Annotated in this window: 15 protein-coding genes and 1 pseudogene; 8 read left to right on the top strand and 8 right to left on the bottom strand. The window is 72.2% G+C overall.

Features of this window, described 5'->3' with window-relative positions:
• The first annotated feature begins 28 nt into the window (after nucleotides 1–28).
• The 4 genes from ACIQI7_RS14195 (at nucleotide 29) to ACIQI7_RS14180 (ending at nucleotide 3,322) form a co-directional block, all read left to right on the top strand.
• A complete protein-coding gene (locus tag ACIQI7_RS14195; RefSeq protein ID WP_401108964.1) occupies nucleotides 29–910 on the top strand; it encodes an SDR family oxidoreductase in 882 nt (293 codons plus the stop codon).
• A gap of 66 nt (nucleotides 911–976) precedes the next feature.
• Nucleotides 977–1,828, top strand: coding sequence for an NAD(P)H-binding protein (locus ACIQI7_RS14190; RefSeq protein ID WP_401108962.1), 852 nt, complete (start codon nucleotides 977–979; stop codon nucleotides 1,826–1,828).
• A 180-nt stretch (nucleotides 1,829–2,008) separates the two neighbouring features.
• The gene (locus tag ACIQI7_RS14185) at nucleotides 2,009–2,518 is read left to right on the top strand and encodes a hypothetical protein (RefSeq protein WP_401108960.1); all 510 of its coding nucleotides are present in this window, start codon (nucleotides 2,009–2,011) and stop codon (nucleotides 2,516–2,518) included.
• A gap of 270 nt (nucleotides 2,519–2,788) precedes the next feature.
• Nucleotides 2,789–3,322: a hypothetical protein gene (locus ACIQI7_RS14180; protein WP_401108958.1), complete on the top strand. Its 534-nt coding sequence runs from the start codon at nucleotides 2,789–2,791 to the stop codon at nucleotides 3,320–3,322.
• A gap of 72 nt (nucleotides 3,323–3,394) precedes the next feature.
• Here the strand turns inward: ACIQI7_RS14180 and ACIQI7_RS14175 are convergent.
• From ACIQI7_RS14175 to ACIQI7_RS14150, 6 genes and pseudogenes are all read right to left on the bottom strand, one after another.
• Nucleotides 3,395–3,740 (bottom strand): annotated as a pseudogene (locus tag ACIQI7_RS14175) (ISL3 family transposase); the annotation flags it as partial.
• Nucleotides 3,741–3,873: 133 nt separating this feature from the next.
• Nucleotides 3,874–4,842: a phosphotransferase family protein gene (locus ACIQI7_RS14170; protein WP_401109726.1), complete on the bottom strand. Its 969-nt coding sequence runs from the start codon at nucleotides 4,840–4,842 to the stop codon at nucleotides 3,874–3,876.
• A 42-nt stretch (nucleotides 4,843–4,884) separates the two neighbouring features.
• Nucleotides 4,885–5,226 carry an ArsR/SmtB family transcription factor gene (locus ACIQI7_RS14165; protein WP_387760542.1) on the bottom strand — a complete coding sequence of 114 codons (342 nt, stop codon included), beginning with the start codon at nucleotides 5,224–5,226 and terminating at the stop codon, nucleotides 4,885–4,887.
• 304 nt (nucleotides 5,227–5,530) lie between these two features.
• Entirely contained in the window at nucleotides 5,531–5,809 is a 279-nt protein-coding gene (locus ACIQI7_RS14160) for a hypothetical protein (protein ID WP_401108955.1), read from the bottom strand.
• A gap of 112 nt (nucleotides 5,810–5,921) precedes the next feature.
• Nucleotides 5,922–6,866 (bottom strand): hypothetical protein, encoded by a 945-nt coding sequence (locus ACIQI7_RS14155; RefSeq protein ID WP_401108953.1) that lies wholly within the window; start codon nucleotides 6,864–6,866, stop codon nucleotides 5,922–5,924.
• 200 nt (nucleotides 6,867–7,066) lie between these two features.
• Nucleotides 7,067–8,563 carry an FAD-binding protein gene (locus ACIQI7_RS14150; protein WP_401108950.1) on the bottom strand — a complete coding sequence of 499 codons (1,497 nt, stop codon included), beginning with the start codon at nucleotides 8,561–8,563 and terminating at the stop codon, nucleotides 7,067–7,069.
• Nucleotides 8,564–8,754: 191 nt separating this feature from the next.
• Here ACIQI7_RS14150 and ACIQI7_RS14145 point away from each other — a divergent pair, with 191 nt between their 5' ends.
• Together ACIQI7_RS14145 and pgm are read left to right on the top strand one after the other, a co-directional pair.
• A complete protein-coding gene (locus ACIQI7_RS14145) occupies nucleotides 8,755–9,054 on the top strand; it encodes a YciI family protein (protein ID WP_401108947.1) in 300 nt (99 codons plus the stop codon).
• 190 nt (nucleotides 9,055–9,244) lie between these two features.
• Nucleotides 9,245–10,885 carry a phosphoglucomutase (alpha-D-glucose-1,6-bisphosphate-dependent) gene (pgm, locus tag ACIQI7_RS14140; protein WP_401108945.1) on the top strand — a complete coding sequence of 547 codons (1,641 nt, stop codon included), beginning with the start codon at nucleotides 9,245–9,247 and terminating at the stop codon, nucleotides 10,883–10,885.
• A 90-nt stretch (nucleotides 10,886–10,975) separates the two neighbouring features.
• On the opposite strand, the gene ACIQI7_RS14135 is transcribed toward pgm, so the two are convergent.
• Complete coding sequence (locus tag ACIQI7_RS14135) at nucleotides 10,976–12,160, bottom strand: MFS transporter (RefSeq protein WP_401108942.1); 1,185 nt, start codon at nucleotides 12,158–12,160, stop codon at nucleotides 10,976–10,978.
• Between the two features lie 219 nt (nucleotides 12,161–12,379).
• Here ACIQI7_RS14135 and ACIQI7_RS14130 point away from each other — a divergent pair, with 219 nt between their 5' ends.
• Complete coding sequence (locus tag ACIQI7_RS14130; RefSeq protein ID WP_401108939.1) at nucleotides 12,380–12,712, top strand: ArsR/SmtB family transcription factor; 333 nt, start codon at nucleotides 12,380–12,382, stop codon at nucleotides 12,710–12,712.
• Nucleotides 12,713–12,863: 151 nt separating this feature from the next.
• The gene (locus ACIQI7_RS14125) at nucleotides 12,864–13,796 is read left to right on the top strand and encodes a HEAT repeat domain-containing protein (RefSeq protein ID WP_401108936.1); all 933 of its coding nucleotides are present in this window, start codon (nucleotides 12,864–12,866) and stop codon (nucleotides 13,794–13,796) included.
• On the opposite strand, the gene ACIQI7_RS14120 is transcribed toward ACIQI7_RS14125, so the two are convergent.
• The gene (locus ACIQI7_RS14120; RefSeq protein WP_401108934.1) at nucleotides 13,747–14,361 is read right to left on the bottom strand and encodes a GNAT family N-acetyltransferase; all 615 of its coding nucleotides are present in this window, start codon (nucleotides 14,359–14,361) and stop codon (nucleotides 13,747–13,749) included. The two genes, ACIQI7_RS14125 and ACIQI7_RS14120, sit on opposite strands and share 50 nt — an antisense overlap.
• Between the last annotated feature and the right edge of the window lie 120 nt (nucleotides 14,362–14,481).

Below are 14,481 nucleotides of genomic sequence, written 5' to 3'. Positions count from 1 at the left end.
GAGTCCCATCACTTGCGGAGGGTTTTCCATGCGCGTCTTCGTCACCGGCGGTACCGGTCTGATCGGTTCCGCCGTCGTCGCCGAACTCCTCGGCCACGGCCACACCGTCCTCGCGCTCGCCCGCTCCGAGGCCTCCGCACGGGCCGCCGAGGCGGCCGGCGCCGAACCGCTGCGGGGAGGCCTCGCCGACCTGGACGTCCTGCGCTCCGGCGCCGCCCGCGCCGACGGGGTGGTCCACCTGGCCTTCGGCAACGACTTCAGCAGCCCCGAGGCCCTCGCGCGCAACGTCGCCGAGGAGACCGCCGCCCTCACCACCCTCGGCGAGGAACTCGTCGGCAGCGACCGTCCCCTGGTCACCGCCTCGGGCACGCCCTGCGTGCCGGGCCGTGCCTCGACCGAGGCCGACCCGGTGCCGACCGACGGGCCGGTCGGCGGCCGCGGACGCACGGTCACGGCGATCCTGGGCCTGGCCTCCCGCGGGGTCCGGAGCACGTCCGTACGCCTGCCGCGCACGGTCCACCGCGAGGGCGCGGGCGGGTTCGCCGGCCTGCTGACCGACATCGCACGCCGGAGCGGGATCTCCGGCTACCCCGGCGACGGCACCCAGCGCTGGCCCGCCGTCCACGCGCTCGACGCGGCCGTCCTCTTCCGGCTCGCCCTGGAGCGGGCGCAGGCCGGTACCGCCTGGCACGCCGTGGCCGACGAGGGGGATGCGGTGCGGGACATAGCGGCCGTCATCGGCCGACGGCTGGGTGTTTCGGTCGAGTCGGTGCCGGAGGAGACCTACGGCCCGCTCGGCCCGATCTTCAAGGCCGACCAGCCTGCGCTCAGCACTCGTACCCGGCAGGCGCTCGGCTGGGAGCCGAGGCACCCCGGCCTCCTGGCGGACCTGGAGAACATCCGGCCCTGACCGGTGATCGACAACCATTCGTACCCATACGGCACTTCACGTCCACGACAAGCAGGAGGTCCCATCATGCCGACGGTGGTCTTCGGCGCCCGAGGCAACGTCGGTCGTCACGTGGCCGGCGGCCTGCTGGCCGCCGGTGAGCAGGTCAGAGCGGTCAGCAGGGTCCCGGTCGCGGGCCCGACGCCCGGGTACGACGCAGTCGTCGCCGACCTGGGGCGTCCCGAGACGCTGCCCGCGGTGTTCGACGGCGCCGACAGCGTGTTCCTGTACGGAATGCTCGACCCCAGGCAGCCCTACGACATCGACGAGGTCGCCGCGGCGGCCGCAGCCGCGGGGATCCGGCAGGTGGTCCTGCTCTCGTCGGTGGCGGTCATCCTGGACCCCGATGCCGACCACCCGGTCGCCCGGCTGAACCGCACGATCGAGCAGTCCGTCCAACGCTCCGGCCTGAACTGGACGTTCCTCAGGCCGGGGACGTTCGCGACCAACACCCGCACCTGGTGGGCCGAATCGATCCGCACTGACAACGTCGTCCGCCTTCCCCGTCCGTTCGCCCAGTCGGCACCGGTGCACGAGAAGGACATCGCGGCGCTGGCGGTGACCGCCCTGACCGAACCGGGCCACTCGCACCAGGCGTACACCGTCCACGGGGTTGAGTCCCTGACCCTGCAACGCCAGGTCGAGCACATCGGCGAGGCGATCGGCCGTCACATCCGGGTCGAGCACATCTCCGACGAGCAGGCCCGCGCGGACGTCGCCAGAACGATGCACCCGGTCGTGGCCGACGCGATCGTGAGCCAGTGGGCCGCCGCCGACGGCGTCGCGGCGGTGACCTCCGCCATCGCCGAAAAGATCACCGGTGCCCCGGCCCACACCTACGCCCAGTGGGCCGCCGACCACGCCGACGACTTCCGCTGAGCCCGCCGGGCCGGCCGGCGCGGCGGCGCTGCCTGGTCCCTCGACCTCCTGAAACAGGCTTCAGCCTGGCGGTGGAACGCGCAGTAGTGCACCCACCGACCATCCTCGCGTGCGCGAGTCTTGTCCGTCCGGCCGGGCGTGCGGCACACGCTCGTGCCGATACCGAGCTCTGGGGGAGTCGTGGTCCGTGTGGCGGGCGTGTACGAGGCGCCGTTGTTCTCGGCGGGGCGGCCGCAGTCGCAGCGCGGTTTCCTGGTCTACCCCACATACCGGCCGCACGCCGAGCCGACCTTCCCGGGAGTCCTGGACACCCTGACCAGGCACGGGGTCACCTCCACCGCCGCCCGGACGCGCCACGGCATCATCGTGGGGGCGGACCTGAACGCGGATCAGCTCGCCCCACTGCGTGGCGACCGCCAGGTCGAGGACGTCGAGCACGACTGCGTCGGCGGCGTCGCCCGCTACCACCGCGTCCTCGGCCCGCACCGCATCGTGGGCCAGTACTCCGCCGCCGTGGCCGACGACGGCGATCTGCGCGCACTGCTCGCCGGACCGGACGGCACCCTGCTGCAGGCGTGCGATGAGGTCCGCTGGTTCGCCGCCCGGCTGACCGATCGGCAGCGCGACCGGCTCCGACGCAACCCCGAGGTCTTCTCCGTCGACGACGACCAGTGGGAATCCGTCGACTGAGCCCGACACCCCGACCGGGCACTCCGCCGCTGCAGGGCCTCCACCCCCGTCCCGCACGCCGTCGAACCGTCCGGTCACCGCTCGGGAGTCGCAGGAACGAGGAATCGCGCCGGAGCGCCGGCACCGCAACGGCGTCGTCGGGCAGGCCGGTTGCGTCACGAGTCCTCTGCTGGTGTGACACGGTTCGATCACATGCCCTCGCCGCCGCCCCGGGATGCGCAAGGGTGGCGCCGCTGTCCGAGCACCGCCCTCAGAGGAAGAACGTCCTTCATGAGCCACCCTGTTCAGAACGCCCCCGAGCGCCCCGTCTACCGAAAGGTCCGCGTAGTCGCCCCCGTCGCCCTGATCGTCGGCATCGCCGTCGGCGCGGCGGGAGGAGGGGACAAGAAGAGCGGCACCCCGGCCGCCGCACCCACCGTCACTGCCTTGGCCACCGTTCCCGCTGCGGCGGCCAAGGTTCCCGCTCCGCTTCCCGCCGCCACCGTCACCGCCACCGTCACCATGACAGCCGAGGCCCCTGCGGCCCCCGTGGCGCCGAGCACGCCGGACAAGCCCAAGGGCGAGACGATCGGTGGCGACGGCAGCTACGAGGTCGGCGTCGACGTCCAGCCCGGCACCTACAAGAGCAAGGGCCCCAAGGCCGGTGGCATCGGGATGTGCTACTGGGAACGCAACAACGGCGGCGACGGAATCGGTTCCATCATCGCCAACGACACCGTGCAGGGCCCCGCCACCATCACCATCAAGGCGGGGGACAAACTCTTCAAGACGACCGCCTGCCAGGACTGGGTCAAGACCGGCTGATCCGAGGAGAGTCCGACGAGGGTCTGTAGAAAGAACGGCTCTGTCCCGTAATCGGTGGTAACCGTCTGTGATTCAGGCGAGGAGGCTGCGGCGCCGGAGCAGGGAGAACCCGGCTCGGCCGTGCATCTGGCGCATGATCCTCTTGGTGCGGGTGTTCACGCCTTCGGCGCGGCCGTTGTGGTGAGGCCGCATCGACTGCGGCGCGGTCGAGTTCGAGGCCGTTGCTGAAGGAGTGCAGGTGGGGCAGGCCGGCAGCGCGGGCTGAGGCGATCCACTCGGCGAGTAGGGCGTCGTTGCCGGGAGCTGGGGTGAGAAGTTCGGCGAACGAGCGGACGAGCCCTGCAAGCTCGGTCATCTCCGGGCAGGCGTCAGTGCGGATCGTGAGCAGGTCGGTGTCCTTGTCCCGTAGTCGGGAAGGGCCACGAAACCGTCCCGCCCGGGGCCGTCCCCGTCTGCGACGATCCGTGAACGGGGACGGACACCGCATTCGGGGAATGATGCTTTCAGCCAGTCGGCGCCGACCGGCACCGCCGCCCACAAGCCCGGGCAGGTCAGGCGTAGCGGTCGAAGAGGGCCTGCAGGTAGTCCTCGAGGCGTTGGGACAGGACGGAAGGTGTCAGGTCGGTGCGGCCGAGTTCGCGCCAGGGTACGGCGACCTTCTCGGCGTCGGGGGCGAAGGCGAGGGTGTCCAGGAGTCGCCAGTACAGGTGGTCGCGGCCCTCGGAGAGGGTGCGGCCGCCGGCGGCGGTGTAGCGGTCGGTGAATGCGAGGCCGGCCTGGGGGCCGTGGAGCAGGGCGAGGGTGGTGGCGCAGTGGGCGACGTCGAGGTCGGCCGGGCCCCAGGAGGTCTCCACCCAGTCGACCACGCCGGTGAGGGCGAGGGTGGGGCCGGTGCCGGTGAACAGGACGTTGCCGGGGTGGAAGTCGCGGTGCAGGAAGCATCCCCGGTACGCGGGCGGGGGCGTGTCGATCGCCTTCACCGCCCGTGCCCACAGCGCGGGGCGGGTGGTGTCCTGGGGTACGGTGACGCGTTCGGGGGCCGTCCACGCCTGCCAGGTGCGCGGCCGGTGGCTGTCGTCGACGTGCAGGGCGTGCACGGCGGCTAGTTGTGCGGCGAGCAGGTCGGCACGGGCGGCGGTGTCGTCGTCCTGGTCCAGGCGCACGCTGCCGGGAAGGTGGGTCATCAGCAGAGACGGGTGCTCGCACACCGCCCCTGGGGCGTCCACGGCGACGAGCCGCGCGGCCGGGACGGCGCTGTCCTCCAGCAGGCGCAGCACGGTGGCCTCGCGGGCCAGGAGTTGGGGGGCGTGGCGGCGGTAGAAGGGTTTGACGAAGGAACGCAGCACCAGCGTGTAGGGGGCCTCCGCGCCGCCGGGGCGGGCCACCTCCAGGCGGCGCATCCGTGAGGTCCACCCGCCCTTGAGCGCGCTGACCTCGCCGATCCGCTCGCCGGGCGCGAGGTGTCCCTCGACCCACCGGCGCGTGTTGTCCCACTCCTGGTCCTGGCCCCCACTGTTGATCACGGGCGGCAAGCTTACGCCTCGGCCCCTGCGGGACTCGGGTCAGGTCTTGGAGGCGGTGCGTGCGGCTTCTGCGTCTGCGGCGGCGACCACCGCTGCGAGGAGGCCGGGGAACCGTCGTTCCAGTTCTTCGCTGCGTAGGGCGTTCATCTTGGTGGTGCCCACGTAGTACTGGCGTAGTAGGCCTGCCTGGCGAAGGACGGTGAAGTGGTGGCTGGAGGTCGAGCGCCCGACGGGAAGGTCGAAGGAGCCGCAGCTGAGGTCGGTTCCCGAGTGGGCGAGTGTGCGTACCACCGTTCTGCGGGCCGGGTCAGCGAGTGCCTCCAGCACCTGCTGGACGCTGACGTCCTCCACACCGGGGTGCACGATCATCCGCGCTGCCACGCGTGCCCGTCCCACACCCACCACCCCTTCCCAACACTTGCCCCCGTTCGTTCGATGGCCAAAGTCCGCGCGGTGCACGTGACTTCACGCGCACGACGCTACTATGCCCCATCCGGGCGACCCGCTCACCGCGACACCCGCACAACACGCTTCCGACGGAACACGGCGCCGGGGGCGGAGGGGGTTCCCCCATGGAGGCGGTGGCAGGGCAGAGCAATACCGTGGTCAATCACGATCCGAGACGGCGCACCTCATCGTCGGCCGACGGCTCCTCTCTGGGAGCGGGACGGGACCGGGAGCGGTTTCAGGACTGTTGCCACTGGACGCGGCGTAGTCCGAGGTCGTTGAGGAGGTAGGTGGCGTCGTTCTGGCGTGGCGTGGGGGTTGTGGTGAGGGTTTCCAGGTCGTTCAGGACGCGGTAGCGGTCGGTGGCGGGTAGTTGTCGGAGCCAGTGGACGATGCGGGGGAAGTCCATGTCGAGGTTGGCGTAGTCGAGTGAGACCAGGATGGCGGCCCGTACGGTCTCGTAGGTCGCGGGTTGCGCGTTGTCGGGGGGTCGGGGTTCTTTCCGCTGTCCGGGCACGGGAGGCACTGTACGCGCCGGGTGGGGCGGGTCTTCCGGGGGCGCCCGCGGGCGGGCGGGTGGGTGCGGATGCCGGTGGCCCGTCGTCGGGTTGTTTGTGGCGGTGTCCGGGTCAGGGGTGGGTCCAGCGCAGGGGGTGGCCGGTGGGGCCGGCGGTGAGCCAGGAGCCGTCGCCGAGGGGGCGGACGTCGTACGGGTGGGCGGCGTGGGTGTCGACGGGGCCGTGGATGTGGCCGGTGCGGGCGTGGACGCGGTAGTGGCGGAACCAGTCCTCTTCGTTCTCGTCTTCGCCGGCGAGGGTGGCGAGGATGGTGTCGGTGTCGAGGTAGCCGCCGCTCCATTCCAGGCAGGTGGTGTCGGGGTCGTGGCCGAAGTCGGCGGCGGACAGGGTGAATCGGGCTTCGCCGTCGGGGAAGGTGTGGACGGTGAGGTCGTGCTGGGCGTGGTCGACGGTCAGGAAGTGGTGTCCGTCGGGTGACACGTCGATGAGGCAGCGGTCGTCCCAGGGGTAGCGGACGAGGTCGATGCGGCCGTCGGTGAGCGAGCCGTGGTAGACGGTGGTGGCGTCCTGTCCCTCGCCGACGTTCAGGAGGATCCGGCCGCTCGCCGGGTGCGCGAGGTGCACGCCGCCGTGTCCGGCGGTGTCCAGGTCGGCGTGGGCGAGGGTGGTGCCGTCGGTGGCGTCCACGGCGATCCACTGGTCCGGCCGGCCGCGGCCGGCCATGTCGTCGGGCCGGTAGATCCACAGCACCTGCCCGTCCGGGGAGAGTTGGCAGTCGGGCCGGTGGCCGTGGGCGTGGGAGGCGGCGGGTTCGAAGCGTGAGCGCCACAGTTGTGTGCCGTCGGGTGTCACGCAGACGGCCGCGTCGAGGGTGGTGTAGTAGGCGCGGGTGAGGTCGGGGGCGACGGTGTGGGCGAGGGCTTCGTCTGCGGGGACGGGGTGGAAGGCCGTGGCGGGCGTCAGCACGCCCAGGGCGTCGGCGGTGGGGGCGTAGGCGCAGACGAGTCCGTCGACGAGCCGTGTGGTGAGCCGGGTGGGGCGGGGGGAGGGGGCCATCGGGGCAGGGTAGCGAACCCGTGCCCGGGTTCGGAGGGCCCGGAGGCCGGAGGGAGTGTCCGCGCGGGCAGTCCGAAAGGGCAGCGTGAGGGGGCGGTGCGGAGGGAGTGGTGCGAGGGCCGCCCGCGCGGGTGTGTCGCGCGGGCGGCCGGGACGGTGGTCGACCCCGTTCGGCGGGTGGGCGGTGGGGTGGGTGGTGCTCAGGAGGTGTGGATGCCTTGGCCGGGGGTCAGGATCCCTGCGGGGTCCCAGCGCTGCTTGGCGTGGGTGACGTCTTGCCACAGGTCTCCGTAGTGGTGCTGCCAGTCGGAGTGGGTCATGGCGGGTATCGCGCCGATCAGGTAGCGCTTGCCGCCCAGTTCGACGGCGAGGTCGTACAGCCGTCGGTTGCGTCGCAGCATGGCGGTGGTGTCCGAGCCGGGTGGGGGGAAGGCCAGCAGGTCGAAGTGCCAGCCGACTTCCTGTTCGGGCAGGACTGCCAGGGGTGCTGTGATCTTCGAGCGCTGGTAGGGGTAGAACAGCAGCAGGCCTGCTCCGAGGTCCGCCGGTGTCAGGATGTCGGCGGCGCGGGCCATGAAGGTGCGTGCGGTGGTGGCGGGCAGGAAGACGCTCAGCCAGGGTTTGGGCAGTGACCACAGGCCGGCCTCGCGCAGGTACTGGGCGAAGGCGTCGACCCGGAAGGCGTGGTCGCGCCAGCTCTGTTCCACCACTTCCGTGTGTGCCGGGCGGAGTCCGGCCAGCAGTGCGGCCTGGTCCACCGTCTGCCCGGTGTCGGTGAACGCGACGAGTTCCGCCTTGTAGCGCCAGCGGGTGCCGTCCTCGCTGCGGACGACGTCGCCGACCTGGAGGTCGAAGCGGCGTTGGGCCATGACGGTGTGCTGGTCGGCGAGGTAGGTGTCGAGGTCGTCGTAGTACAGGGAGAAGACGTGGGCGCGTTCGGGCGCGGGGACCAGGGCGAGGGTGGCCCGCACGATGACGGCGGCCTGGCCGCCGCCGGCGAGCACCGCGTGGAACAGGTCGCGGTTGCGGGTGGGGGAGACGGTCACCAGTTCGCCGGTGCCGGTCACGACGTCGAGTTCGAGGACGTTGTCGACCTGCATGCCGTGGCGCTGCACGGCGCCGCCGATGCCGCCGACGCTGAGCGTGCCGCCGACCGTCAGGTGCAGGTAGTCGGTGAGCACCGGGGGGACCCAGCCCGTGGCCAGGCCCGCTTCGGTGACCTGTGCCCAGGTGGCACCGGCCTCGACGACGGCGCGTCCGGGCTGCACGGAGAGGATCCGGGACAGGCTGCGGGCGTCGATGGCGATGCCGCCACGGGGATTGGCCTGGCCGTAGCTGGAGTGGGATTCGAGGCCGGCCTCGCCGTGCTGGGCGAGGTCGCCGCTCTGGCCGTTGACGGCCACCGGGATGCGGTGGCGGCGGGCGAAGGCGAGCAGTTGCTGCACGTCGCGTACGGAGGCGGGGCGCAGGACGGCGCGCGGGCGGGCGGTGACGAGGTGGCCGAAGTCGCCGGTGAAGCGTTCCAGGCCCGGTCCCTGGAGGGTCATCGTGCCGTCCAGGGCGGGCAGTTCGGCGACGTCGGCGCCGGCCTCGGTGGCCCAGGCGGCGGTGGCGGTGTTCCAGCCGGCGACGGCGGTGGCGGTGCCGGCCGCGGCGGCGGTGAGGAGGGCGCGGCGTGACAGTCCTGGCCTGCTCATATGAGAATCTCTCCGATCGGTCGTCACATCGGGGTTGTTGTACCGCAACCATCGGGTGATCACCTACTGCCGTGGAACCGGCGCCCCGTTCGTCGGCGCGGAGCAGTTCGGCGACCGGGTGCTCCCACATCCGCCGCTGGCGGGCGGGGGTGTTCGGGGGTGGGTGGGGGCCGAGGTCTAGCCTGGATGCCATGTTCGTACTGGAGCTCACGTACACCGCCGACCTGGAGTCGGTCGAGGCCGTGCTGGCGCAGCACATCGAGTGGCTGGAGGAGCACTACGCGGCGGGTACCTTCCTGGCCTCGGGGCGCAAGGTGCCGCGTGACGGCGGGGTGATCCTCGCGGTGGGCGGGGACCGGGCCGCGATGGAGGCGCTGGTGGCCACCGACCCGTTCGTGCGAGCCGGGTTGACCGAGTACCGGGTGACGGAGTTCCTCGCCACCACCACCGCCCCCGCGCTGGCGGCCCACCGCCAGCGGCTGCCCGGCTGAGGCCCCGCGCCCGCCGTCGTCCGCGGTGTTCGTGCGGGCCTCGTGTCCGTCGCCCTCGGTGCCGGGCAGGGGCTCGGTGTCGGTCGTGGTCTGTGTTGCTCGGTTCGGTGTGGGGTGGTGTGTGGTTACGATCGGTGAGTGTGGGGTGGTGGTGTGTGGTGGGTTGTGATCTTGGGTTGGGAGTTGGCTGATGGCGGACGTGCGGGCTGGGCAGTTGGCGGAGTCCGGTGATCTGGTCGATGTGGCGCGGTTGGTGACGGCGTATTTCGCGTTGGCGCCGGATCCGCAGGAGCCGGGGCAGCGGGTGGTGTTCGGGACGTCCGGGCATCGGGGTTCGTCGTTGGACGGGGCGTTCAACGAGGACCACATCGCTGCGACGACACAGGCGATCTGTGAGTTCCGGGCGGGGCAGGGGGTCGCGGGTCCGGTGTTCCTGGGGGCGGACACCCACGCGCTGTCGGAGCCGGCGAAGGTGACGGCGTTGGAGGTGTTGGCGGCCAACGGGGTGGAGGTGTTGGTCGACGCGGGGGACGGGTACACGCCGACGCCGGCGGTGTCGCACGCGATCCTGGCGCACAATCGGCGTAGTCCGCGCGCGTTGGCGGACGGGATCGTGGTGACGCCGTCGCACAATCCGCCGCGGGACGGGGGTTTCAAGTACAACCCGCCCAGTGGTGGGCCGGCGGGTTCGCAGGCGACGGGGTGGATCCAGGACCGGGCGAACGAGTTGATCCGCGAGGGCATGCGGGGGGTGAGGAGGGTTCCGTACGCCCGGGCGCTGGCCGCGGCCACGACGGGGCGTTACGACTTCCTGGGTGCCTATGTCGAGGACCTGCCCTCGGTGCTGGACCTGGACGCGGTGCGGGCGGCGGGTCTGCGGATCGGTGCCGACCCTCTGGGCGGCGCGTCGGTGGCCTATTGGGCGCGGATCGCGGAGGTGCACCGTCTGGACCTGACCGTCGTCAACCCGGTGACGGACCCGACGTGGCGGTTCATGACGCTGGACTGGGACGGGAAGATCCGGATGGACTGTTCCTCTCCGGCGGCGATGGCGTCCCTCATCGGGCGTAAGGACGAGTACGCGATCGCGACCGGCAACGACGCGGATGCGGACCGGCACGGCATCGTCACTCCGGACGGGGGTCTGATGAACCCCAACCACTACCTGGCGGTGGCGGTGGACTACCTGTACCGCCACCGCGTCGACTGGCCCGGGGACGCGGGGGTGGGCAAGACGCTGGTGTCCTCCTCGATGCTGGACCGGGTGGCCGCGGACCTGGGCCGTGCGCTGGTGGAGGTGCCGGTCGGCTTCAAGTGGTTCGTCGACGGCCTGTTGGAGGGTTCGATCGGTTTCGGTGGTGAGGAGAGCGCGGGTGCGTCGTTCCTGCGCCGTGACGGCGGGGTGTGGACGACGGACAAGGACGGCATCCTGCTGGCGTTGCTGGCCGCGGAGATCACCGCGGTCACCGGCGCTTCTCCCAGCGCCTACTACGGCGAGTTGACGAAGCGTCACGGCGCGCCGTCGTACGCCCGGGTGGACGCCCCGGCCGACCGTGAGCAGAAGGCCCGTCTGGCGCGGTTGTCGCCGGAGCGGGTCGGGGCGGGGGAGATCGCGGGGGAGGAGATCACCGCGGTCCTGGCGGAGGCTCCCGGCAACGGTGCCCGGATCGGCGGTATCAAGGTCTGTACGGCCAACGCCTGGTTCGCCGCCCGGCCCTCGGGTACGGAGGACGTGTACAAGATCTACGCCGAGTCCTTCCACGGCGACGAGCACCTCGCCCGGGTGCAGGAGGAGGCCCGTGCGCTGGTCGGCGAGGTCCTGCGGGGCTGAACCTCCTGCTCGTGGCGCCCCGTGCCCCGGTCCGGCAGACTGCCGGACCGGGGCACGGGCGTCGGTGCGGGTGCGGGTGTGGGTGGCGGTTCAGGCGTGGGTGGGCTGGGTGGGTCGTGGCGTCGGGGTTCGTCGGGGGTGTTCGTCGCGGGTGGTGGTGGCTGCGACGGCGTATGCGGTCAGGGCGAGGGCGGCTGCGGCGAGGGGGAACCAGCGTTCGCCCAGGACGGTGATGGCGGTGGATCCGGCCAGGCCTGCGGCCGCGGTGCCGAGGTAGAGGGCGCTGCTGTTGAGGGAGATCAGCAGGGGCGCGTTGTGGGGGTCGATGGTCGCGAGCTTGTGCGGCAGTGCCACTGACACGGCCCAGCCTGCCAGGGGCACCACGGTCGCGTAGACCAGTGCGCCCGGCATGGTGAGGGCGAGCCAGGGCAGTGCGGTGAAGGCCCCGGCGGCCAGCGCGGAGCCGGTCAGCAGGACGCGGCGCACGCCGATCCGGTCCACCAGGCGTCCGCCGAGCCAGCTGCCGGCCACCGACATCACGCCGCAGGTCGCCAGGATGATGCTGAGCCGGCCGGAGTCGCCGCCGGTGGCGCTCTTCACGGCGGTGGCCAGGTAGATGTAGACGCTCTGGAAGGCGAGGAAGAACACCAGGGTGGTGGCCGCGGCGCCCAGGACGCGGGGCCGGCGCAGTGGGGCCAGGCGGGCTTTCAGGGTGGGGGCGGCGGTGGGGGCGGGCAGGTCGCGCAGCAGGAGGGCCAGGCCGGTCAGTGCGGCCAGGCCCAGTGCGGTGACCAGCCACATCGTCAGCCGCCAGTCGGTGCGTCCCACCCAGGTGCCCAGCGGTACGCCGAGTGCGGTGGCCACCGTCATCCCGCCGAGGACGGTGGCCAGTGCCCGTCCGCGCCGTTCGGGGGCGACCAGGGTGGTGGCCACGGCGTTGGCGGTGGGGGTGTAGAGGGCGGCGCCGGCGGCGGCCAGCACGCGGGTGGCCAGCAGCAGTCCGAAGGTGGGGGCGAGCGCGCTGAGCGCGTTGGCGGCGCTGAACAGCGCCAGCGCGGTCAGCAGCAGACGCCGGCGCGGCCAGCGGGCGGTGAGCGTGGCCAGCACCGGGGCCAGCAGCGCGTAGGCGAGGGCGAAGACGGTGACGAGCTGGCCGGCGGCGGGCACCGACACGCCCAGGTCGGCGCAGACGGGGCCGAGGATGCCGGCGACGACCATGGAGTCGGTGCCGACGGCGAAGGTGCCGAGGGCGAGCAGGAGTAGACGTACGGGCACGGCGGGACCCCCCGGGGTGCAGGAACGGATCGTGGGACGGAACGGGATGGGACGGGGCGGCACTGGACTGGGCCGGACTGGACTGGGCGTGGCGTCGTCGAACGGACGAAACTGTTGGACAAGCATGCAACAGTTGGACACTCGCCAAACAATCGGGGATGGGTGGATGATTGTCAAACCATTCACTGTCCCCGCCCCCGGCCCCCAGGAGCGCGCGCCATGCACGACGACGAACGGCTTCCCCAGCCCGCCACCGCCGACATCGACCTCGTCACCGTCCTGCACGCCCTCGGCGACCCCGTGCGCATGACCCTGCTGCTCAGCTACGCCGACGGCGGCGAACACTCCTGCGACCCACGCGGCCTGGGCCTGGAACACCTCCACAAGTCGACCGTCTCCCACCACATGCGGGTCCTGCGCGAGGCCGGCGTCACCACCACCCGCGTCGCCGGCCGCAACCGCCTCGTCAGCCTGCGCCGCACCGACCTCGACACCCGCTTCCCCGGACTGCTCGACGCACTCCTCACCGCGGCCGCGACCCCCGCACCGTAGGCAGCGCCCGCCCCGGGCGGGACGGCTGCGGCCGCCCGACGCGCCTGCCGCACAGTCCGTCTCGGCCTCCAGCGGATCCGCCGTCGCGCCCGGCCCTGCGGGCCGCTCGCCTCCCGCCCCAGCGGGCCGCGCTGCGCCCGGCCCGCTGCTGGTGCGTTCGCCGGAGCGGCCGCTGCCGGGCCGTGGGGGAGTGGGAAGTCGGCGGGTCCGACTTCCTGTGCGGAGGAAGCAAGTTCCCTTCGCTGTCGTGGCGTTGGTGCTCCAGTGCGACTTCGTGACCTGTCCGGTTGAGAGGCTGGCGAGTCGTCGCGGGCTGAACGCCCTGCTTCCACTGGCCCGGGACGCCGACTCCTCCGTTCGCCAAGCCGCCGGCCACCGGCTCGCGTACAGCCTGAATCCGGAACCCGCCCTCGGGGACACCCTGGCCGATCTGCTCGATGACGAGGACCAGCAGACCCGGATCTGGGCCGTCCACGGACTGGCCGAGCGGAACGATCCGCGCTGCATCGACGGCGCCGACCGGGTGGGACCCGTCGACGAGTACGAGTCGTGGTGCTGGTTACTCGGCGCGCCTCAGGGTACGAGTGGCGCCGGAGGGAGCGGGAAGCATCGGCCACGACCGAGTAGCGAATCCTCGTCTCTGAAATCCCCTCGTGTGCCGGCTGTGGTCATCAGGGCCGTGGGGAGCGGGAAGTCGGCGGCACCGGCGTGGCGCGGGTCGGCCGCTGCACTTGGCCCTGGCCGCACGGCGCCGCCGCACAGGAAGTCGGCGGGTCCGACTTCCTGTGCGGCGGGGGCGGGCGTCAATGTCGGGGCTGTGGGGTGGGGGTTCGGTCTGTGGTGGGTTCGGCGTTGTGTCCTGGCCCTGCGGGTCGGCTTGGCTTCTGCCCGCCGGGGGCTGTGCTGCGTACGGTCCGCTGTGGTCGCGGGTCGCTGTGTGTGGGGTGTGTTGGCCGTAAGCCGGGTCGCCGGGCGGAGGTGCTGTGGCGTGGGCGGCTGCGGGCCGTGGGCCGTGGGCCGTTGGTGGGTGACGGTCAGTGGGGGAGGCCGAAGAGGGTGCGGCAGGCGGTGGTCAGGCCGGTGACGGTGACCGGGGTACGGGCGTGTTCGGCCCAGGCTTCGGGGGTCAGGCGCAGTCGTTGGGAGACGACTACCCGTCCGTCCAGGACGTCGCGGTCGATGCCGTCGTCGTGGTAGCCGAGCCGGCGGGAGACGGCCAGCGAGGAGTGGTTGTCGGTGAAGGACAGGGAGGTCGCCGACTGCGCGCCGAGCTCGGCGAAGGCCAGGTGGAGCATCGCCGCGCGCATCTCGGTGCCCAGGCCCTTGCCCTGGTGCTCCAGGCCGAGCCAGGATCCGGAGACGATCTCGCGTCGCACGCCGAACTCCTTGGCGCGCATGTCCTGGATGCCCACGGGGCACCCTTCGTGGAAGGCGACCAGGTTCAGCGCCCAGTCCTGCTCGCTCCAGCGGCCCAGTCGCCGCCAGTGCAGCTGCATCACGTGCCGGGCCCGTTCGGCCGGCGCCAGCTCGCCCCACGGCGTCAGGAACGGGCGGTCCTCGGGCGGGTGGACGCCGCGCGCGGCGACGTCGGCGACCTCGGCGAGTTCGTCCTCGGTGGGCAGGCGCAGCTCCAGGCGGGGCGAGGCCACCCGCAGGCCCCGCAGGGGTCAGTGGTCGGTGATCATCGAACCAGTGTGCCCAGCGAGGCCCCACTGCGCACCGCGTTTTCACCACCGCGCACCGCGGTCCGCTGTACCGCGGTCTCCGCG

Origin of the sequence: Kitasatospora sp. NPDC092039 (assembly GCF_044756065.1) — a bacterium.
GTDB lineage: Bacteria > Actinomycetota > Actinomycetes > Streptomycetales > Streptomycetaceae > Kitasatospora.
The sequence above is the reverse complement of the archived record's forward strand: the minus strand, read 5'-3'. Positions and strand labels throughout refer to the sequence as shown.